The organism is Miniimonas arenae (assembly GCF_006351005.1).
Lineage (GTDB): Bacteria > Actinomycetota > Actinomycetes > Actinomycetales > Beutenbergiaceae > Miniimonas > Miniimonas arenae.
On sequence record NZ_VENP01000012.1, the window covers coordinates 12,338 to 33,186 of the forward strand.

The window sequence follows — 20,849 nt, forward strand, 5'->3', positions numbered from 1 at the left end:
GTCTCGCGGGAGCGACGCGCCCCAGGACCGATCGACGCTCAGGAGCAGGTCGGCAGGTCCTCGGCGGTGCCGGCCCCGATGGCCTGGACGGCGGTCCACGCATCCTCGAGCGTCGCCACGCTCACGACCTGCAGCCCGTCCGGCACGTTGCCCACCACGTCGGCGCAGTTGGACTCCGGCGCGAGGAAGTAGTGCGCGCCGTCGCGCACCGACCCGTACATCTTCTGCACGATGCCGCCGATCGCCCCGACGTCGCCCGTCATGTCGATGGTGCCGGTGCCCGCGATCACCTGACCGCCGGTCTGGTCACCCTCGGTGAGCTTCTCCATGATCCCGAGGGCGAACATCGTGCCCGCGCTGGGTCCGCCGATGTTGGCGATCTCGATGTCCACCTCCACCGGGAAGTCGAACGTGGGGTCGACCAGGACCCCCAGGACGCTGCCGCCCTCGCCGTCGTCCCCGGTCGTGATCGCCAGGTCGGTGCTGGTGCCGTCCCGGTCCACGACGAGCGTCACGTCCGTCCCGGGCGGCGTCGCCTCGAGCAGGTCCGAGAGGGCGGTGAACGAGTCGATGGCGTGCGCCTCGCCGTCGACCGTGAGACCGGTGATGACGTCGCCCTCCTGCGCGACGCTGGCCGAGGCGCCGCCGTCGATGACGCCGGCGATCTCCAGCGTCGCGGTGACGTCGTAGCCCAGCGCCTCGAGCGCCGCGGCGGTCGCGTTCTCCTGCGAGGAGGTCATCTGCGCCTGGGACTGCTCGGCGCTCTCCTCCTGCGTCTGGTCGGGCGGGAACACGCTCTCGCGCGGCACCACCGTCGTGCGCGGGTCCAGCCAGCCCTGCACCACCTGCGTGAGTCCGACCGGGTAGCCCGGTCCGCCGGCGACCGACACCGTCGTGAGGCGCAGCTCGCCGGCGGTCGGGAAGGTCTCGGCGTCGGGGATGGAGATGAGCGGCGTGTCACCGGACTCGCCGAGCGTGTCCACCGTCGGGCCGGGCTGGCGCACCGCGTACGGGACCGGGATCAGCAGGCAGAGCGTGAGCAGGCCGAGCGTGAGCGTCGCCAGCGTGACGACCGGCGCCGGGATGCGCTCCCACCACGCGACGGGGCGCGGCATCGGGGCGAACGTCCGCGGCGCGGGGTCGGTCACGGGCGTGGGCGGGTTCGACACGGAGCCCATTGTGGGGCCCGCGGCTGGGAGTGCGCCGTGAGCGAAAGCGAGCCGCCAGGCCGTGGAGCGGTGAGCGCGCCGCGGATAGCGTGAGACCACCGAACGAAAGGGGCGGCCATGCCCGACAGCGAGGACGCCCGGCGCAGCTGGGAGCTGCTCCTGCGGCAGATGCTGGGCGAGGAGGGTGCCCGGGAGGCGCTCGAGGCGCTCGAGGCCGGGGGGTTCGACCCCGCCGGGATGGCGGAGGCCACGGGCCTGCCGATGGACCCCGCCTCCCTGCAGGCGATGATGCTGCAGATGCAGCGCCTCATGGCGACCGGGGGCGACGACGTCGTGAACTGGGACCTGGCGCGCGACATCGCCCGCCAGACGGCCCACACGGGCGGCGACCCCTCGCTCACCACGGCGCAGGCCAGCCGCGCGGTCTCCGCGCTCCAGGTCGCCGACCTGTGGCTCGACGCCGCCACCGACCTGCCGCCCGCCGGCGGGGGCCGATCGGCGTGGAGCCGCGCGCAGTGGGTCGAGGGCACGATGGAGGTCTGGAAGCGGCTCACGTCGCCGGTCGCGACGTCGGTCGCGGACGCCCTGGCGGGTGTCATCGCCGCCCAGCAGGCCGACCTCCCGATCCAGGAGGGCGGCGGCGAGATGCTGCGCCGCCTCGGCGGCTCGGTGTTCGGCATGCAGGTCGGGCAGGCCGCCGGGACCCTGGCCCGCGAGGTGTTCGGCACCTCCGACACCGGCCTGCCGCTCGTCGAGGGGCACGGCACCGCACTCGTGGTGAGCAACGTCGCGGCCTACGCCGAGGGTCTGGACGCCGGACCCGAGGAGGTCCTGCAGCTGCTCGCGGTGCGCGAGGCCGCGCACGCGCGCCTGTACGCGCACGTCCCGTGGCTGCGCCCGCACATCCTCGGCCTCGTCGAGGAGTACGCCCGCGGCATCTCCATCGACGTCGACCGGATGGAGGAGGCGGTCCGGAGCATCGACGTCACCGACCCGGACGCCCTGCGGTCCGCGCTGTCGGGCGGCGTGTTCGCGATGGAGGTCTCCCCCGAGCAGGCCGCAGCACTGGAACGCCTCGAGACCGCGCTCGCCCTCGTCGAGGGCTGGGTCGAGGACGTCGCGGGACGCGCCGTCGCCCCGCACCTGCCGCACGCCGTTCCGCTGCGGGAGATGCTGCGCCGTCGCCGGGCCGCGGGTGGCCCGGCCGAGCACGTCTTCGCGACCCTGGTGGGCCTGCAGCTGCGCCCGCGCAAGCTCCGCGAGGCTGCGGCCCTGTGGGGCTCGCTCGTCGCTGCCGGCGGGCCGGAGCAGCGCGACGCCCTGTGGGAGCACCCCGACCTCCTGCCGCAGGCCGACGACCTCGACGACGGCGCCGCGTTCCTCGCGCGCCGGCGCTTCGCCGAGGAGTCCGAGGCCGAGCTCGACGCCGCCCTCGCCGAGATCCTCGGGGGCGAGCAGCCCGACGGCGAGCAGCCCCCCTCGAGCTGACGCGAGCGGACGCCCTGTCGACGAGCGCGTCCACAGGGCAGCCGTCCACAGGGGGCGCGCCCGGACGCCTGGCCCTGGCACGCTCGGGCGATGCGACTGCACCCGTGCCTCCCGCCGCTGTGGCGGGGCGACGGCGAGCTCCAGCTCGGCCTCGACCCCCGGCTCGCGCTCGTGCTGACCGACCTCTCGCGCGAGGAGCAGCGGTTCGTCGAGTCCCTCGCGCGCCCGGTCCCCCGATCACGCACGCGACGCAGCGACCTGGTGGAGCTGGCCCGTCGGCACCGCGTGGGAGCCACCCGGGCCGAGGCGATCGTCGAGCACCTGCGCACGCACGGCGCGCTCGAGCAGCGGGGCGATGCGCGCGGCGCGGTTGAACCCCCGAGCCGCACGGTCGACCTGCCGGGTGCGACGAGCGGTGACGAGGAGCAGCCGGCGGCGGCAGACGCGGTCGGGCTGCTGACCGGTTCCGACGTGCGCGCCGTGAGAGCGGCGGCCGACGTCGTGGTGATCGGTGGCGCCGGACCGGGGCTCGCCGTCGGGCTCCTGCTCGCGAGCGCCGGCATCGGCGGGGTCGCGGTGGTGGACGAGGCCCTGGTGGGACCGACCGACGTCGCCGCGGGCGGGTACCGGCCGGACCAGGTCGGTCAGCCGCGCGGGACCGCGGCCGTCGCGGCGCTGCGCGCCCGTGTTCCGCGCCTGCGCACTCGCGTCGCGCGACCGGACGTGGCGGTGCTCGTGGAGCCGCACGTCGCCGTGCCGTTCCGGTCCTCGGCGCTCGTGCGCGAGGACGTCACGCACCTGTCGGTCGTGGCGCGGCAGCTCGACGTCGTCGTCGGCCCGCTCGTGCGACCGGGGCGCGGGGCGTGCCTGCGCTGCCTGGACCTGCACCGCTGCGACGCCGACCCGGCCTGGCCGTCGATCGCGACGCAGCTCGCCACGGTGCCGTGGCCGCAGCACGAGGAGGCCACGTGGGCCGCGGCCACCGGGCTCGCGGCGAGTGCGGTGCTCGCCGTCGTCGACGGGCGGGGCGAGACGCTGGAGGGGACGTCGCTCGCCGTCGGCGGCGGCTCCGCGGCGGCGACGGCCTGGACCCCGCACCCGGAGTGCGGGTGCGGGGCCGGGCCGATGGGCCGCTGACTCCCCGCGGATGCCGGCGTGCGCCGGTCATGCGGGTCATGCGGGTCATGCGGGTCATGCGGGTCATGCGGCGATCTTGCGGGGACGGCCGCGGCCGCGCTTGCGCGCCACCACGACACCGTCCACGAAGACCTCTCCGCCCCACACGCCCCACGGCTCGTGCCGCCGGATCGCGCCGTCGAGGCACTCGGCCCTCAGGGGGCACTCGCGGCACATCGCCTTGGCGCGCTCGACGTCGTCGCCGCGCTCGGCGAACCACAGGTCGAGCGTCGCGCTGACCTGGCAGGGCAGCTCGGCGTCGACCTGAGGCAGCTCGACGCCGAGGACGTCGGACAGGGTCGGGGTGGACGGGGTCGGATCGGTCGGGACGAGCGGGTCGCCCGTCTCGTCGCGGTGAAGCGGGTAGCTGTGGCGACCGATCGAGAGATCGGTCGTGGGTGCGCCGTCGATGGCGTAGGTGCTGGACATGAGGGGTTCCTCGAAGGTCGTGCCGGTTCGTGTCGTGAGGCCTCGAGGGGCCGGAGGTGACGTGTGCGCCGGTGTCGGCGAGCCACGCGCAGGTGGTGCGCGGGTGCTACGTCAGGCGAGGAAGGACTCGGCGCCGCTCCGCAGGGCAGAGGGCATGGGTGTCCCCTGGAACCGCAGACGCGGAGAAACGAGCAGGTACGCCTGGACCGATGCCACGGCGCTGATGGTGAGCTTCATCTCGGGAAACACCTCCCCTCGCTGCGGACCCCTCGTGCTGGTGAGGCGGGGTCGGGTCGAACACGAACAGGTGCGAGCCTACGCCAGGACCGCCACGGCGAGGCAAGTGCTTTTTCGAAGGAGTTCTCGGACGGCGCTCAGGTGACGGTGCCGACGTGCCACGGGATGAACTCCTCGACGCCGATGCCGAGCTCCTCGCTCACCGTCTGCTCGCCCGAGGCGACGGCGAGGATCAGGTCGAAGATCTCCTGGCCCACCTGCTCGAGCGTGGCGGTCCCGTCCACGATGCGCCCGGCGTTGACGTCCATGTCCTCGGCCATCCGCGTGTACATCTCGGTGTTCGTGGCGACCTTGATCGACGGCGCGGGACGGCACCCGAAGACGGACCCGCGGCCGGTGGTGAACACCACGACGGTGGCGCCGCCGGCTACCAGGCCGGTCACCGACACCGGGTCGTAGCCGGGGGTGTCCATGAACACGAAGCCCTCGTGCGGCGCCATCGGCTCGGCGTACTCGTAGACCTGCGCGAGGTCGGCCTGGCCGCCCTTGGCGACGGCGCCGAGCGACTTCTCGAGGATCGTGGTCAGGCCGCCCGCCTTGTTGCCGGGCGAGGGGTTGTTGTCGAGCGAGCCGTTGCCGGCCGCCGCGTAGGCCTTCCACCACTCGAGGCGGTCGAGGAGCTTCTGGGCGACCTCGGGCCGCTGGGCGCGGCGCGTGAGCAGGTGCTCCGCGCCGAACACCTCGGGCGTCTCGGCGAGCGCGGAGGTGCCGCCGTACGCCACGAGGCGGTCCGAGGCCCAGCCGAGCGCCGGGTTGGCCGTGATCCCGGAGTAGCCGTCCGAGCCGCCGCAGTTGAGGGCGAGCACGAGCTCGCTCACGTCGACGTCCTCGCGGGTGCGCTGGTTCACCACGGGCAGCATCGCGCGAACCGCCTCGACGCCGGCCCGGACCGTGGCACGCACGCCGCCGGTCTCCTGGATCGTGAGGCTCTGCACCAGCGTGTCCGCGGCGATGTCGGCCAGCACGCCCATCCGTTCCGCGGCGTCGGGTGCGCCCGGCGCCCCGACGCTCGGCATGCCGAGGAAGGCACCCCCGCCGTCGCGCGTGGCGAGCTGGGAGGTGAGCACCATCTCGCAGCCGAGCCCGAGCACGAGCACCGCGGAGATGTTCGGGTGGGCGGCGTAGCCGCGCAGCGTGCGCAGCAGCATCGCGCCGCCCTCGCTGTCCGGCACGAGGCCGCAGCCGGACTGGTGCGTGAGCGGGATGACGCCGTCGACGTTCTCGAACCCCGCCAGGACCGAGGAGGGGAACTGCGCGGCGATCATCTTCGCCGTCGAGGCCGAGCAGTTGACGCTCGTGAGGATCGCGATGAAGTTGCGCGTGCCGACCCGGCCGTCGGCGCGGCGGTAGCCGCGGAACGTGGGCCGCGGACCGTCGGGCACGGCGAGCTCGGTGTGGGTCCCGCCGAGCTCGTGCTCCCGGCGGCCCTCCTCGTAGCCGAGGTTGTGCGCGTGGACGTGGCTGCCGGCCGTGATGTCCGTGGTGGCGACGCCGATCACCTGGCCGTACTTGTGCACCCCGGCGCCCCGCGGGACGTCGCGCAGCGCCACCTTGTGCCCGCGCGGGACGGCGTCGACGGCGACCAGGGGGGCCGCGTCCACGCCCGGCAGGGTGTCGCCCGGGGCGATGTCACGCGTGGCGACGCCGACGTCGTCGCCGTCGCGCAGCACGAGCACCTCGGCTGCGCGGCCGGTCGTGACCCCTGCACTCATGTGGAACCTCCTGGTTCACCGTCGGAGCGTTCGCGCACCCGTGCGCGAGCGTGCACTGCCGTGGGACGTTCCTCGTCGCGGCACCGGTGCCCGCCCGCGCAGGTTCGCCGGTCGGCGTGGGCGGCGGGGTGGGCGGCGGCGTCGAGGAAGAGTCGGAACGGCGCGTGTCCTACCCCGCGATCGTACGCGAGAAACCGATTTCTCGCCACCGGCGAGCGGTCGTCGGGACCGCGGGAGACGGGGCGGTACGGGTCAGACCGTCGCGGCGTCGGAGGTGACGTCGGCGCGGGCGGAGGGCTCGCCGTCGGGCGCCGCCAACCGGCGCGTGGACAGCCGCTCGACGAAGTGCACGGGCAGGATCTCGGTGCCCCCCGTCTCCGCGGCTGCGTCGGCCGGACGCGGTGCGACCCGCTCGTGCAGGCGCTCCCAGGCGCGCCGCCCGATCGCCTCGTACGGCACGTGCACGGTGGTCAGCGCCGGGGTCGCGTAGCTCGCCAGCTCGATGTCGTCGAACCCCACGACCGAGAGCTCCGCGGGGACGTCGACGCCGAGCTCGTGCAGGTGCGCGAGGAGCCCGAAGGCGACCTGGTCGTTGTAGGCGACCACCGCCGTCGCGCGCGTGGCGAGCACGGCGTGCGCGAGCCGGTAGCCGTCGGACAGGTCGGCGCCGCACGGCAGCGTCGTGATCCGCACGTCGCCAACCGCGCGCGCCACCCTGCCGAGACCGTCGAGCCGCGCGATGTTCGACGGGCTGCGCTCCGGCCCGGTGAGGTAGACGACCTGCCGGTGCCCGAGCCCGACGAGGTGCTCGAGCACCGTGACCATCCCCGAGGAGTAGTCCACGCTCACGGCGGGGATGTCCGACCCGGGCAGCGAACGGTTGACCATGACCACCGGCTCGATGTCGGCGAGCAGCTCCCCGAGCTCGTCCGCGCCCACGCGCGGTGAGACGAGCACGAGCGCGTCCGTGCGGGCCCGGGTGCTCCGGGCGATCTCCGCCTCACGGTCGAACCGCCCCGCGGACTCCGCGACGACGACGCTGTACCCGCTGTCGTAGGCACCGGCCGCGACCGAGCGCAGCACGGTCTGGAACATCGGGTTCGTGAGGTCGGGCACCACGATGCCGACGGCGGCCGTGCGGCCCAGCGACAGCGACCGCGCGGTCACCGAGGGCCGGTAGCTCAACCGCGCGGCCGCGGCCCGCACCCGGCGCGTGAGCTCGGGGTCGACCTTCCCCCCGTTCATCACGCGCGAGACCGTGGCGCGCGAGACCCCCGCGGCGTCCGCCACGTCGCTGATCGTCGCCCCACTCCGCATCGTCGACTCCGTGTTCTCTCGGTGCCTCCGGCCCCCGGGTCAGACCCTAGACGCCGCGGCCGGGGCTGTGGGCTCAGCAGGCTCGGCGGGCTCGGCGCGGCGGCTGATGTCGACGCCGAGCCCGAGGTCGTCGACGAGGACGGCCTGGCCCGTGCGCAGCGACTCGTTCGCCGCGATGCCGACCGCCACGGCGCGCACACCGTCGATCGAGTCCGCCGCACGGCCCAGCGGGTCCGCCTCGAGGCGCAGGTCGCGCCGGAAGACGTCCATGAGCAGGATCGCGTCGCCGCCGCCGTGACCACCGATGCCGCGCGGGATGGGCACCTCCCGCGCTGCCTCCCAGTGCCGCTGCACCACGAGCCGCTCCCCCTCGGGCCGCGACTCGGCGGCCGGCGAGGCGTCCGGCGTGGCCGACGGGTCGAGGACGCCGCGCCCCTCCTCGTCGAGAACGATCGCTCCACGCTCGACCACCGTGAGCTCGGCGCGACCCTCGGTCCCGTTGACGCTCACCGTGTAGCCCTCCCACGGCGCGTGGGCGTTGAGCGAGTACGTCATCGAGACGCCGGAGCGGTAGTCGACGACGAGGGACATGTTGTCCTCGATCGTGATGCCGCCCGAGAAGACGTCGCGGTCGCGCAGGTAGCCGTCGTGGTGCTCGGCGTCGAGGTAGAGGCCCTTGAGGCGGCGGTCGGCGGCCAGGTCGAGCGCCCACGGGTCGCCACTCGTGCCCGTGCCGCGCTCGGGGCGCTCACCCAGGCCACGCGCGGCGGCGTTCTCCGCCCCGTAGAACCGCAGGCCGGCGGAGGCGAAGACGCGGGCCGGGGCGTCGTCGAGCCACCAGTTCACGAGGTCGAAGTGGTGGCTGGACTTGTGGATGAGCAGGCTGCCGGAGTTCTCCCGCTCCCGGTGCCAGCGGCGGAAGTAGTCCGCGCCGTGCACCGTGTCGAGCACCCACTCGAAGTGCACGCTCGTGGGCCGGCCGATCGCGCCCGACGCGATGACCTCGCGCAGGGTGGAGTTGCGCGGGGCGTAGCGGTAGTTGAACGTCATGACCACCTCGCGCCCGGTCCGTGCCACCGAGTCCGCGATCGTCCGGCAGCCCTCGGCGGTCGTGGTGAGGGGCTTCTCCACGACGGCGTCGGCGCCCGCGGCCTGGACGCGCGCCACACACTCGGCGTGCAGCCGGTCGGGCGTGGTCACGACGACGACGTCGACGCGCTGCTCGGCAATCATCCGCTCGAGGTCGGCGGGCGCGTACTGCGGGAGACCCGCTGGACCGTCGAGGCCGAGCGCCGCGCCGACCTCGGCGTCGTAGAACGCCATCCGCCCGGGGTTGGCGTCGCACAGCGCGACGAGCTCGGCGACGTCGGCGTGGTCACCCGTGATGGCGCTGACGTACATGCCGGCGCGGTGGCCGGTCCCGAGGACGGCGTAGCGCGTGCGCGGACGGGAGGGGTCCGGCTGCGCGAACCGGGGAACCACGGTCGGGTCGGCGCTCGTCGACGAGGACGCGTCGGGTCGCGGAGCGGTGGGGTTCTGGTCGAGCTGCGTCATCGTCGACACCTATCCGTGAATCGGGCGCGAGGGCCCGAGAAGATGTGAGGAACGGGTTTCTCAGAAGCGTACCGAGCCCAGGCTGGGCGCGGTCACCAGCACCGCACAGCGACGCGCTACGAAATCGTTGTCGCTCCATCATCGCAGGTGAGCGGCCCTTCAGCCGTGGTGGGACAACGCGGGGTAGCGGGCACCGCGCACCGTGTGTGCTCTCAGGAACCGGTTCCTGGAACCGTGTCACAGCAGAGACCACGAGGAAGTGTGTCATGACAGCCTTCAACGAGCTTCGAGAGATGCGCCGCCAACGCGGCGGCCCCAAGAACGTCGCCAAGACCAACCTGCGCAAGGCGGACGGGCGCGCTGCGCTCGTGTTCCTCGCACCGTGGTTCCTGGGTCTCTTCGCGATCACGCTCTTCCCGCTGGGCGCTTCTGCGTACTTCTCGCTCACGGACTACGACCTGCTCACCCCGCCGACGTTCATCGGCTTCGAGTACTTCGTCGAGCTGTTCCACGACACCCGGCTGCACCAGGCGCTCAAGGTGACGCTCACGTACGTCGTCACCGGCGTCCCGCTGCAGCTGATCGTCGCGCTCTTGCTCGCCATGCTGCTCAACCAGGGCATGCGAGGCATGGCGTTCTACCGCTCGGTCTTCTACCTGCCCTCGCTCATGGGCGGATCGGTCGCCATCGCCATCCTGTGGCGCCAGGTCTTCGGGGTGGACGGCATCTTCAACCGATTCCTGGCGATCTTCGGCATCGAGGGCATCGGGTGGGTCTCCAACCCGGACACCGCCCTGTGGACCATCGTGCTGCTGCACGTGTGGACCTTCGGCTCTCCGATGATCATCTTCCTCGCCGGCCTGCGGCAGATCCCGGAGATGTACTACGAGGCCGCGTCTCTGGACGGCGCGAGCAAGGTGCGTCAGTTCCTCTCGGTCACGCTCCCGCTGCTCAGCCCGATCATCTTCTTCAACCTCGTGATGCAGGTGATCACCGCGTTCCAGGCGTTCACGCAGGCGTACGTCGTCTCCGGCGGCACCGGCGGCCCGTCCGACTCGACGCTTTTCTACACGCTGTACCTGTACCAGGAGGGGTTCAGCAACCTTCATATGGGCTACGCCTCGGCGATGGCCTGGCTCATGGTCGTCATCATCCTCGGGCTGACCGCAGTCAACTTCTGGCTGTCGAAGTTCTGGGTCTTCTACGGGGACTGAAAGGAGCACCACGACGATGTCGACGACGACCTCGCCCAGCTCCGATCTGGGTACGCGCATCACCACGCTCGCCGCGCAGGCGCCGCACCGTGCTCGGGCCGGCGCATGGCGCGGGACCACCCGCTCGGTGGTCCGCCACGTGCTCATGATCGCCGCAGCGCTGATCATGGTCTATCCGCTGCTGTGGCTGCTCGGCTCCTCGTTCAAGCCGACGGAGATCATCTTCCGGGAGCTGTCGGTCATCCCGACCGAGTGGGACTTCAGCAACTACACGACCGGCTGGCAGGCGCTCACGGAGCCGTTCGGGCACTACATGCTGAACTCGATGGTCATCGTGGCCGACTCCTTGCTCGGCAACCTCGTGACCTGCTCGATGGCCGCGTACGCGTTCGCCCGCCTGAAGTTCCGCGGCCGCAACGTGTGGTTCGCCATCATGCTCGTGACGATCATGCTTCCGATCCACGTCCTGATCGTCCCTCAGTACGTCATGTTCCAGCAGGTCGGCTGGATCAACACGTTCTGGCCGCTGATCGTTCCGAAGCTGCTCGCCACCGACGCGTTCTTCGTGTTCCTCATGGTGCAGTTCTTCCGGGGCATCCCCAACGAGCTCGAGGAGGCGGCCCGCCTGGACGGATGCGGGCACCCGCGGATCTTCCTGCGGATCATGCTCCCGCTGGCGACGCCTGCGTTGGCGACCACGGCGATCTTCACCTTCATCTGGACGTGGAACGACTTCTTCGCCCAGCTCATCTTCCTCACCAAGGACTCGATGAAGACCGCACCCGTGGCCCTTCGCCTGTTCCTGGACTCCTCGTCCGGGAGCTCGTGGGGCCCGATGTTCGCCATGTCGATCGTGACGATCATCCCGATCTTCCTGGTCTTCCTCGTCGGCCAGAAGTACCTCGTGAAGGGCATCGCGACGACCGGAATCAAGTAGCACCCGCACCACCCACGCTGCAGCACCCCGCAGCACCCCCTCAGCAGGACCGCCGGGAACCACCGGTGACCCCGTTGACCGCACGCAACGACGCGGTCGGACCGAAGGAGAAGAGAATGACCATCCCCCACACCTCGCGGCGCGTCGTCGGAGCGGTCGCCGCCGCCCTCGCTCTCACGCTGGGCCTGTCGGCCTGCGGCAGCAGCGACACCGGCGGCGACTCGAGCGCCGACGCCACGGGTGACGCCGCCGGCGGCGACTCGAGCGCCGACGCCAGCGCCGACGCCGACAACGAGCCGGTCACGATCCGGTTCGCCTGGTGGGGCTCGGACACCCGCCACGAGGTCACCCAGAAGGTCATCGAGGCGTTCGAGGCGGAGTACCCCTACATCACCGTCGAGCCCGACTACACGAGCTGGGACAACTACTTCGAGAAGCTCCACGTGGCGGCGGCGGGCAACGACCTGCCCGACGTCATCACGCAGGAGGAGCGCTTCCTCACCGAGTACGCCGACCGCGGCTCCTCGCCAACCTCGACGAGCTCGGCCTGGACACCGCAAACATCGACGAGAGCGTGCTCCATGCGGGGACGATCGACGACGCGCTCTACGGCATCGCGACGGGGATCAACGTGCACGCGATCATCGCCGACCCGCAGGCGTTCGCGGACGCCGGGGTCGAGATGCCCGACGACACGACGTGGACGTGGGACGACTACGAGCAGATCGCCACCGACATCTCCGCCGGTTCGGCCGACGGCGGGTACGGCGTGCAGAACTACAGCTTCATCGAGCCCGTCCTGAAGATCATCGCCCGCCAGAAGGGCGAGGAGGTCTTCACGGCGGACGGCGAGGTGGGCGTCTCGGCCGCGACGGTCGAGGAGTTCTTCCAGCGCTCGGTCGACCTCCAGTCGGCCGGCGGTGAGCCCGACGCCTCGGTCTCCACCGAGATCCAGGCAGCCGGCGTCGAGGGCTCGCTGCCCGCGACCAACAAGGGCGCCATGGCGTGGTTCTGGTCCAACCAGCTCAACGCCGTCCAGACGGCATCCGGCCGCGACCTCGTCCTCCTGCGCGCGCCCGGCGAGTCGGAGTTCGAGCGGACGGGTGAGTACTTCAAGCCGAGCATGTACTACTCCGTCTCCGCCAAGAGCGAGCACCCGGAGGAGTCCCAGCTCCTGGTCGACTTCCTCATCAACTCGAACGCGGCGGGCGAGCTGATCCTCAGCGACCGCGGCCTGCCGGCCAACACCGAGGTGCGCGCGCACGTGCTGCCGATGCTGTCGGACGCCGACAAGCTCTCGGCCGAGTTCGTGGAGAACCTCCAGGACGTCGTGGAGGACGGCACGCCGGTCCCGCCGGTCGGCGCCGGCGAGGTCCCCGACATCACCTCGCGGATCAACTCCGACGTCCTGTTCGGCAAGATCACGCCGGCCCAAGCGGCCGAGCAGTGGATCGACGAGGTCACCAAGGCGATCTCCTGACCGCCCGTCGGGGCCGGGCCCGCACGGGTCCGGCCCCGACACACGTGTCCCCCTCCCCCTCGCGTCCGCTGACGCGTCCATCGAGAGCGAGCCAGACATGAGCACGACGGCGAGCACCACCTCCGCCCGCACTCCCACCACATGCGCCGACCACCGTTACGGCGACCCCTCGACGCGATGGGCGCTGCTCGGGGCGGAGACGATGCTGAGCCGCGAGCCGCGGATCAACACGCGCCAGCGGTGGGAGTACGAGGACGGCCTGGTGCTCAACGGCATCTACGGCATGTACTGCGACACGCGGGATGCGAGGCTCCTCGACTATGTCCGTACCAACATCGACGAGTTCGTGCAGCCGGACGGGACCATTCGGCATTACGCGTACGAGGAGTTGAACCTCGACCACGTGAACAACGGCAAGGCGATTCTCGACCTGCTCGAGGAGACCGGCGACGAGCGGTACCGCGCGGCGGCGGACACGCTCTTCGACCAGCTGCAGCACCAGCCGCGCACGAACGAGGGCAGCTTCTGGCACAAGCGGATCTACCCCGACCAGGTGTGGCTGGACGGGCTCTACATGGGATCGGTGTTCTACGCGCGCTACTGCGCGCTCGCCGGCCGGAGCGACCTCCTGGACGACGTGGTGCGCCAGTTCACCAACGCGTACGACCTCCTCACCCTCGACCCGGCCACGGGCCTGTGCCGGCACGCGTACGACGCCACCCGGTCGATGTACTGGGCCGACGCCGAGACCGGGCTCTCGCCGCACGTCTGGCTGCGCGCGCTCGGCTGGTTCGCCATGGCCATGGTCGACGTGCAGGCCTACCTGCCCCAGGACCATCCCGGTCGCGCGCAGATCCGCACCAACCTCACTGCGCTCCTGACCGCGCTGCAGCGGTCCCGCGGATCCGGGCACCAACCTCTGGTTCCAGATCCCGGACCAGGCCGGACGACCCATGAACTACCTCGAGTCCTCGGGGTCCCTCATGGTGCTCTCGGCGATCGCGACCTCGTTGCGCCTGGGCTACCTCGCCGGTCCCCCGTGGGACGAGGCGCTGGAACGAGGCTGGACCCACGCGCGCGAGCAGTTCCTCAGCATCACCGCGGAGGGCTGGGTGAACGTGCACAAGATGTGCCAGGTCGCCGGGCTCGGCGGCGCCACGCGCCGCGACGGCTCCTTCGCGTACTACATGTCCGAGCCGATCGTCACGAACGACCACAAGGGCTATGGTCCGTTCTGCTGCTTGCCACCGAGATGGAGCGCCGCCGCTGAGCCCGGCCCGGGTCTCGCCGTCGTGCGCTGTTCGCGCGTTCCGCCTCGTGGGGCTCGTGCCTCTCGTCCGTTCCACCCGTCAGCCAGTCGATCCGTCCGTCCGTCAGCCAGTCAGTTCTGTCCAGGGCCCGCCGCCGCAGCGGCGCGCGGACCCGCCCTCTCGTGGAGTGTGTGATGTCGCCGTCTGATCAGGTCCTGGGTACCTCCGTCGAGGCCGGTGGAGCCACCGGCGGGGACTGGGTGCTGCACCCGGACCGCGCGCTGCCGGCGGAGCCGGGTGTGCGGGCGCTGGCCCGGGAGATCCTGTCCGCGGTGAGCGACCTGCCGATCGTCTCGATGCACGGGCACGTCCCCGTGGAGTGGTTCGTGGAGAACGGGTCGTTCGGGAACCCCGCCGAGCTGCTCGTCGTGCCGGACCACTACCTGGTGCGGATGCTGGTGTCGCAGGGCGCGACGCCCGCCGAGCTCGGCGTGCCCACCCGGACCGGGTCCGGCGTGACCGCCGAGGCCGACCCGCGGGAGATCTGGCGTCGGTTCTGCGCGGGCTGGCACCTCTTTCGCGGCACGCCGACCCGGTTCTGGATGGAGACCGAGCTCGTCGACATCTTCGGCGTCACGCAGCGCCCGAGCGCGGAGACGGCCGACGCGATCTACGACCGGATCCAGGCCGTCGTCGACTCCCCCGACTTCCGCCCCCGCGCGCTGCTGGACACGTTCGGCATCGAGGTCGTCTCGACCACGGATCCGGCGTGGTCCGACCTCGCGCAGCACCACCGCCTCGCCGCCGAGGGCCTCGGGGACCGCGTCCTGCCGACGTTCCGGCCGGACGCCGTCCTCACCCTCACCTCACCGACCTGGATCGCGGACGTCGCGCGCCTCGGCGAGGCCGCCGGCGTCGACACCGGCTCGTACGCCGGCTACCTGGAGGCCCTGCGGCTCCAGCGCGAGCGTTTCAAGGCCGCCGGCGCACGCGCCACCGACCACGGACTCGCCACCACGGACACCACACCCCTGTCCGACGCCGAGGCGACCAGGCTCTACGCCGACGCCCTCGCCGGGAGGGTCACGCCCGAGGGCTCGACCGCGTTCGCCGGGCACATGATGTTCCAGATGGCCGCGATGGCCGCCGAGGACCACCTCGTCATGCAGATCCACCCCGGCGTCCTGCGCGACCACGACCCCGCGATCGCTGCCGCCTACGGCCCCGACAAGGGCTACGACATCCCGCTGGCGATCGAGTTCGCCCACGGGCTGCGCCCCCTGCTCAACGCGTTCGGGCACCACCCCGGCTTCCGGGCGATCGCGTTCACCATCGACGAGGACACCTACTCGCGCGAGCTCGCCCCGCTCGCGGGGGTCTACCCGGGCCTCAAGCTCGGTGCGCCGTGGTGGTTCCTCGACGCGCCCGACGCCATGCGTCGCTACCGGGAGGCCGTCACCGAGACCGCAGGGTTCTTCAACACCACCGGGTTCGTCGACGACACGCGCGCGTTCTGCTCGATCCCCGCCCGGCACGACCTGGCTCGCCGGATCGACGCAGGCTACCTCGCCCGCCTCGTGACCGAGCACCGCCTCGACCTCGACGAGGCCGTCGACACCGCGACCTACCTCGCCTACCGCGGCCCGCTCGAGGCCTACGCGGAGCTCGCCTCGTGAGCACCAGCACGCTGCCTCGTCCCGGCGCGGCTGCCGACGGGCGCGAACCGCTGCCGATCACGATCCTGCAGTTCGGCGCCGGCAACTTCCTGCGCGCGTTCGTCGACCTCATGGTCCAGCAGGCGAACGACGCCGGCGTGCTGCACGACGCGGTCGCGGCCGTGCAGTCCACGCCGTGGCCCGACCCCGCGCTCGCGCACCTCGAGGCGCAGGACGGGATCTACCACGTGCTGCTGGAGGGTGTGCGCGACGGCGCCCCCGTGCGCGAGTTCACCCGGGTCACGGCGGTGCAGCGGATCGTCCGCGCGCACGAGGACTTCGAGGCCTACCGCGCGCTCTACCTCTCGCCCGAGCTGCGCACGATCGTGTCCAACACGACGGAGGCTGGCATCGCCTGGGTGCCGGGTGACGACCTCACCGCCACCCCGCCGCTGTCCTTCCCGGCGAAGATCACCGCGCTCCTGCTCGACCGCTTCCGGCACTTCGACGGCGACCCCGCCGCCGGCCTGCACGTCGTGTGCTGCGAGCTCATCGAGGACAACGCCACCACGCTGCGCGAGTACGTCCTGGGGCACGCCGCCGAGAACGCGCTGCCCGAGGCGTTCACGCAGTGGGTGCGCACCGCGTGCACCTTCCACGACACCCTCGTGGACCGCATCGTGCCCGGGTTCCCGCGGGAGGAGATCGACGCCATCCACGCCGAGCTCGGGGTCGCCGACCTGTCCGTCGTCAAGGGCGAGTACTTCGGCCTCTGGGTGATCGGCGGCGATCCCGTGATCCGCGACGTCCTGCCCCTGGACCGCGCCGGCCTGCCGGTCGAGTTCGTCCCGGACGTGCGCCCGGTGCGCGAGAAGAAGGTCCGCATCCTCAACGGGCTGCACACGGCGATGTCCGCCGTCGGGCTCCTGCTCGGTGCCACCTCGGTGCGCGAGGCGGACGCGCGACCCGACGTCGCCGCCTACCTGCGCGCGCTGCTCGAGCGGGAGGTGCTGCCGACGATCCCGGGCGACCCGGACGCGCTGCGCGCCTTCGCGGCCTCGATCGTCGAGCGGTTCGCCAACCCCTACCTCCACCACCTGCTCGGCGACATCGCGCTCAACGCGCTGTCGAAGTACCGCGCGCGCAACCTGCCCGTGCTGCTGGACGGCTGGGCGGCCGGGCGCGAGGCGCCGCGGACCGCGTTCGCGCTCGCCGCGCTCCTCGTACTCGACTCCGGCCGGCTCGGACCGGAGGACTTCACGCCGCGGGACGACGCCGAGCCGCTCGCCGTCGTGCGGGACACCTTCGACGCTCACGACGTCGAGGCCTGGGTCCGGCGCAGCGTCCTCGCCGCCGCGTACCTCGAGCCGGGCGACGCCCGCCTGGACCGGCTCGTGCGCGAGGTGACCGGGCACGCCCGGGCGTTGCTCGCCGTCGGGCCCGAGGCGGCCCTCGCCGCGCTCGTCGACGGCTGAGGCGCGACCGGCGTCAGTCGGTGCGGGCGTCGGCGACGATCGCGAGGACCGCGCCGCCGTAGGCCTCGATCTTGGCCGCGCCGATGCCGCGCAGCAGCGCGAGCTGGCGCAGGTTGCGCGGCTTGGCCGTCGCGATGGCCACGAGCGTGGTGTCGTGCATGATCGTGTAGGCGGGCTTGCTCGTCTCCTTCGCGAGCTCGCCGCGCCAGGTCCGCAGCGCCTCGAAGACGGCGGGGTCGGCGTCGCCCATCGCGTCCTGGACGGCCTGCGCGCGCACCCGGCGGCGCTGGCGCTGGGTGAGGTGCACGCCGTCGGCGGGCCAGATGCCGTCGAGGAAGCGCGACGGCTTGCGGCTCGCCCGGCCGCCCGCGGTGCGGGCCCGGGCGTAGGAGATCGCAAGGTGCTCGCGGGCGCGCGTGACGCCCACGTAGAGGAGCCGGCGCTCCTCGGCGATCTCCTCGTCCTCCTCGGCGAACGAGATGGGCAGCAGGCCCTCGCTCACGCCGACGAGGAACACCGCGTCCCACTCCAGGCCCTTGGCGGAGTGCAGGGAGGCGAGGGTCACGCCGTCGACCGTCGGAGCGTGCTGCTCGGCGGCGCGCTCGGTGAGCTCGGTGAGGTAGGCGTCGAGGTCGGCGCCGCGCCGCTGCGCGAGGTCGTCCGCGAGCGCGACGAGCGCGTCCAGGGACTCCCACCGCTCGCGCACCGCGCCGCGCGCCTCGGGCGCGGTGGGCGACCAGCCCGCGCCCGTCAGCACGTCCCGCACGGTCTGCGGCATCGGCGTGTCCGGGTCGGCCCCGCGGGCGGCGCCGCGCAGCAGCGCCACCGCCTCGCGGACCTCGCGCCGGGAGAAGAACCGCTCGCCGCCGCGCACGACGTAGCCGACCCCCGCGGCCGCCAGGGCCTGCTCGAACGCCTCGCCCTGCGCGTTCGTCCGGTAGAGCACCGCCATCTCGCTGGCCGGCACGCCGCGCGCCACCAGCGCCGCGACCCGCTCGGCGACGCCACGCGCCTCGTGCTCGTCGTCGTCGTACGTCTCGAACGCGACCGGCGGGCCCGAGGGACGCTGCGCGACGAGGCGCACGGCGGCGTCGTTGCGGTCCCGACCCGCCCGGGCGAGCACGTCGTTGGCGAGGCCGACGACCTCGGGGGTGGAGCGGTAGTCGCGGACGAGCCGCACGACGACGGCGCCCGGGTGTGCCTTCGGGAAGTCGGTGAGGTAGCGCGGGCTCGCGCCCGTGAAGGAGTAGATGGTCTGGGAGACGTCGCCCACCACGCAGAGGTCGTGCCGATCCCCGAGCCAGAGGTCGAGCAGCCGCTGCTGGAGCGGGGAGACGTCCTGGTACTCGTCCACCACGAAGTGGCGGTACTGGTCGCGCACCGTGCGCGCGATGTCCTCGCGCTCGGCGAGGATGCCGACCGTCAGCAGCAGCACGTCCTCGAAGTCGATGACGCCGCGCTCGGTCTTGACCTCCTCGTAGACGCCGAGGAGCCGGGCGATCGTGGTGAGATCGTGGCCCGCGGCGCCCGTCCGGCCCGCCCGCGTCGCGGAGCGCACGTAGTCGTCCGCCGTGACGAGGCTGACCTTGGACCACTCGATCTCGGCCGCGAGGTCGCGGATCGCGAGCCGGTCGGCGCCGAGCCCGAGGCGCCCCGACGCCTCCGCGACGAGCGGCGCCTTGTGCTCGGCGAGCCGCGGCAGCGCGCCGCCCACGACCTGCGGCCAGAAGTAGGAGAGCTGCCGCAGCGCCGCGGCGTGGAACGTCCGCGCCTGGACGCCGGAGACGCCGAGGTCGCGCAGGCGGGTACGCATCTCCGACGCCGCGCGCGCGGTGAAGGTTACGGCGAGCACGCGGGTCGGCGCGAACGCGCCGGTCGCGACGCCGTGCGCGATCCGGTAGGTGATCGCGCGGGTCTTGCCCGTGCCGGCGCCGGCGAGCACGCACAGCGGACCGGACAGGTGCTGGGCGACCTCGCGCTGGTCGGGGTCGAGGTCGGCGAGCAGCTGCTCGGGGGTGCGGGGTTCGGCGGACATCGCTGCCATCCTCGCAGGTGGGTGCGACACGCGGCGGCGACGCTGTGGATGCCCCACGTGGCGCGGACGCGACGTCCGGCCGACACGCGCGCACCGCGGAATAGCGCGCCGCGCGGCGCGGTTGAGCCACGCATGAGCACCCCCACGCTGCCCGACGCCGGCACCATCACGATGTTCTCCACCACGTGGTGCGGCTACTGCCGCCGCCTCAAGACGCAGCTCGACAAGGAGGGCATCGCCTACACCGAGGTCAACATCGAGCAGGAGCCGGGTGCCGCCGAATTCGTCGAGAACGTCAACGGCGGGAACCAGACCGTTCCCACGGTGCTCTTCCCCGACGGCTCGGCCCTCACGAACCCCTCGCTCGCGCAGGTGCGCTCGCAGCTCGCCGACGCCTGACGCTCGCGGGTCCGCGTCACGCCGGAGCGACTCACCGTGACGTCACAGCGACTGGTCGTCACGCCAGAGCGACTCACCGTGACGTCACAGCGACCGAGACGGGCCGCGGCCTCAGGCGCAAGTCTCTGACCAGCGCCGATGCATGGTTCCTGCCGTATGGGGGGCGGTGAGTCGCTCTCCCGTCACGACCAGTCGCTCTCCCGTCACGACCAGTCGCTCTCCCGTCACGACCAGTCGCGGTGGCGTCAGTCGGGAAGCTCGCTCCCGTACCAGGCCTCGATGAGCGCCCGCGCGATCGACGTCCGCATCGGGAGCCCGACGGCGCCGCTCCCCACCGCGTCGCGCAGATCCTGGCGGGAGTACCACTCCGCGTGGGTGATCTCCACGCCGTCGGGCGTCGGGGCGTCGGCGGGCTCGCCGTCGGGCCCGACGACCCACGCGTGGAACCCGACCATGAGCGAGGCGGGGAACGGCCACGGCTGCGCGCCCGCGTAGGCGACCGGTCCGACGTCGAGGCCGACCTCCTCGGCCACCTCCCGCCGAACCGCGGCCTCCAGGCCCTCCCCCGCCTCGACGAACCCGGCCAGCACCGAGCGACGCCGCTCGGGCCACGCCACCGAGCGGGCGAGCAGGAGCCGGTCCGCGGCGTCGTGCACCGCCATGATCACCGCGGGATCCGTGCGCGGGTAGTGCGAGGAGCCGTCCGCCGGGCACCGCGTGGACCAGCCCGCCTCGGCCACCTCGACCTCCGCACCGCACCGCGGGCAGTGCGTGTGGGTGCGGCGCCACTGCGCGAGCGCGACGGCGCAGGTCGCCAGCCCGGCGTCGCGCGCGTCCAGGAGATGGCCGGCGTCGCGCAGGGTCACGATCTCGGCGTCGGCGTCGGCCGCGGGCTCGTGGTCGTCGTCGGCCAGCGCCGCGACCGCGGTAGCGAGCGAGACGCCGTCGGGCGGGGTCCACGAGACGTAGCCCGCGTCGCCGTCACGCCCCAGGTAGGCCAGCTCGCCCTGCGGGTCCAGCCGTGCGGGCGGCACGAGCAGCAGCGCGGGCTCGCCGCCGGGGCGGACCGCGAGCTCCGGCCCCGAGACCAGCAGCGCTCGCGCGGCGGGGTCCGCCCGCAGCCGTTCGAGCAGCCCCGCCTCGGCTCGTGACGCCGCGTCCCGGTCGACGACGGCGCGGCCCAGCGGGAGCGGGTCGGGCAGCGGATCGGGCATGCGGAGCGTCGGGGTGGGACTGGGAGACGGCACGACGTCACGCTACGC

The 20,849-nt window shown here is 72.7% G+C and carries 17 protein-coding genes and 2 pseudogenes; 11 read left to right on the plus strand and 8 right to left on the minus strand.

What is annotated here, in order from left to right; translation table 11 throughout:
• Positions 1-38: 38 nt before the first annotated feature.
• The gene (locus FH969_RS04870) at positions 39-1,169 is read right to left on the minus strand and encodes a YlbL family protein (RefSeq protein ID WP_234417513.1); all 1,131 of its coding nucleotides are present in this window, start codon (positions 1,167-1,169) and stop codon (positions 39-41) included.
• 117 nt (positions 1,170-1,286) lie between these two features.
• Here FH969_RS04870 and FH969_RS04875 point away from each other — a divergent pair, with 117 nt between their 5' ends.
• On the plus strand, positions 1,287-2,657 hold the full coding sequence (locus FH969_RS04875) for a zinc-dependent metalloprotease (protein WP_139986337.1): 1,371 nt from the start codon (positions 1,287-1,289) through the stop codon (positions 2,655-2,657).
• Positions 2,658-2,747: 90 nt separating this feature from the next.
• Entirely contained in the window at positions 2,748-3,794 is a 1,047-nt protein-coding gene (locus tag FH969_RS04880; RefSeq protein ID WP_108719364.1) for a ThiF family adenylyltransferase, read from the plus strand.
• Between the two features lie 63 nt (positions 3,795-3,857).
• On the opposite strand, the gene FH969_RS15940 is transcribed toward FH969_RS04880, so the two are convergent.
• The 4 genes from FH969_RS15940 to FH969_RS04900 all read right to left on the minus strand — a co-directional run bounded on the left by FH969_RS15940 (position 3,858) and on the right by FH969_RS04900 (position 9,142).
• Positions 3,858-4,262 carry a WhiB family transcriptional regulator gene (locus FH969_RS15940; protein ID WP_139986338.1) on the minus strand — a complete coding sequence of 135 codons (405 nt, stop codon included), beginning with the start codon at positions 4,260-4,262 and terminating at the stop codon, positions 3,858-3,860.
• Positions 4,263-4,636: 374 nt separating this feature from the next.
• Positions 4,637-6,271, minus strand: coding sequence for a UxaA family hydrolase (locus FH969_RS04890; RefSeq protein ID WP_139986339.1), 1,635 nt, complete (start codon positions 6,269-6,271; stop codon positions 4,637-4,639).
• Positions 6,272-6,523: 252 nt separating this feature from the next.
• Positions 6,524-7,588 (minus strand): LacI family DNA-binding transcriptional regulator, encoded by a 1,065-nt coding sequence (locus FH969_RS04895; protein ID WP_108719361.1) that lies wholly within the window; start codon positions 7,586-7,588, stop codon positions 6,524-6,526.
• A 39-nt stretch (positions 7,589-7,627) separates the two neighbouring features.
• A complete protein-coding gene (locus FH969_RS04900; RefSeq protein ID WP_108720217.1) occupies positions 7,628-9,142 on the minus strand; it encodes a Gfo/Idh/MocA family protein in 1,515 nt (504 codons plus the stop codon).
• A gap of 266 nt (positions 9,143-9,408) precedes the next feature.
• Between FH969_RS04900 and FH969_RS04905 the strand changes: the two genes are divergently transcribed.
• On the plus strand, positions 9,409-10,356 hold the full coding sequence (locus FH969_RS04905; protein WP_108719360.1) for a carbohydrate ABC transporter permease: 948 nt from the start codon (positions 9,409-9,411) through the stop codon (positions 10,354-10,356).
• Between the two features lie 16 nt (positions 10,357-10,372).
• On the plus strand, positions 10,373-11,293 hold the full coding sequence (locus FH969_RS04910; RefSeq protein WP_108719359.1) for a carbohydrate ABC transporter permease: 921 nt from the start codon (positions 10,373-10,375) through the stop codon (positions 11,291-11,293).
• A gap of 40 nt (positions 11,294-11,333) precedes the next feature.
• Here FH969_RS04910 and FH969_RS15635 read toward each other — a convergent pair whose 3' ends face one another.
• Entirely contained in the window at positions 11,334-11,654 is a 321-nt protein-coding gene (locus FH969_RS15635) for a hypothetical protein (RefSeq protein WP_234418005.1), read from the minus strand.
• A 28-nt stretch (positions 11,655-11,682) separates the two neighbouring features.
• On the opposite strand from FH969_RS15635, the pseudogene FH969_RS15945 reads away from it, so the two are divergent.
• The 6 genes and pseudogenes from FH969_RS15945 to FH969_RS04930 all read left to right on the plus strand — a co-directional run.
• Positions 11,683-11,754 (plus strand): annotated as a pseudogene (locus tag FH969_RS15945) (hypothetical protein); the annotation flags it as partial.
• A 113-nt stretch (positions 11,755-11,867) separates the two neighbouring features.
• Positions 11,868-12,773, plus strand: coding sequence for an ABC transporter substrate-binding protein (locus tag FH969_RS04915; protein ID WP_281285333.1), 906 nt, complete (start codon positions 11,868-11,870; stop codon positions 12,771-12,773).
• A 202-nt stretch (positions 12,774-12,975) separates the two neighbouring features.
• A pseudogene (locus tag FH969_RS16120) lies at positions 12,976-13,662 on the plus strand (glycoside hydrolase family 88/105 protein); the annotation flags it as partial.
• Between the two features lie 64 nt (positions 13,663-13,726).
• Positions 13,727-14,218: a glycoside hydrolase family 88 protein gene (locus tag FH969_RS16125; protein WP_370445358.1), complete on the plus strand. Its 492-nt coding sequence runs from the start codon at positions 13,727-13,729 to the stop codon at positions 14,216-14,218.
• Positions 14,218-15,699, plus strand: a complete 1,482-nt coding sequence (gene uxaC / locus FH969_RS04925; RefSeq protein WP_108719358.1) for a glucuronate isomerase — start codon at positions 14,218-14,220, stop codon at positions 15,697-15,699. Before FH969_RS16125 ends, uxaC begins: the two co-directional genes overlap by 1 nt.
• The gene (locus FH969_RS04930) at positions 15,696-17,153 is read left to right on the plus strand and encodes a tagaturonate reductase (RefSeq protein WP_139986340.1); all 1,458 of its coding nucleotides are present in this window, start codon (positions 15,696-15,698) and stop codon (positions 17,151-17,153) included. Before uxaC ends, FH969_RS04930 begins: the two co-directional genes overlap by 4 nt.
• 13 nt (positions 17,154-17,166) lie before the next feature.
• Here FH969_RS04930 and FH969_RS04935 read toward each other — a convergent pair whose 3' ends face one another.
• Positions 17,167-19,188, minus strand: coding sequence for an ATP-dependent helicase (locus FH969_RS04935; RefSeq protein ID WP_108719356.1), 2,022 nt, complete (start codon positions 19,186-19,188; stop codon positions 17,167-17,169).
• Between the two features lie 132 nt (positions 19,189-19,320).
• Between FH969_RS04935 and FH969_RS04940 the strand changes: the two genes are divergently transcribed.
• On the plus strand, positions 19,321-19,587 hold the full coding sequence (locus FH969_RS04940; RefSeq protein WP_108719355.1) for a mycoredoxin: 267 nt from the start codon (positions 19,321-19,323) through the stop codon (positions 19,585-19,587).
• A gap of 245 nt (positions 19,588-19,832) precedes the next feature.
• Here the strand turns inward: FH969_RS04940 and nudC are convergent, their stop codons facing one another.
• Positions 19,833-20,834 carry an NAD(+) diphosphatase gene (nudC, locus tag FH969_RS04945; protein ID WP_246071713.1) on the minus strand — a complete coding sequence of 334 codons (1,002 nt, stop codon included), beginning with the start codon at positions 20,832-20,834 and terminating at the stop codon, positions 19,833-19,835.
• Positions 20,835-20,849 lie beyond the last annotated feature (15 nt).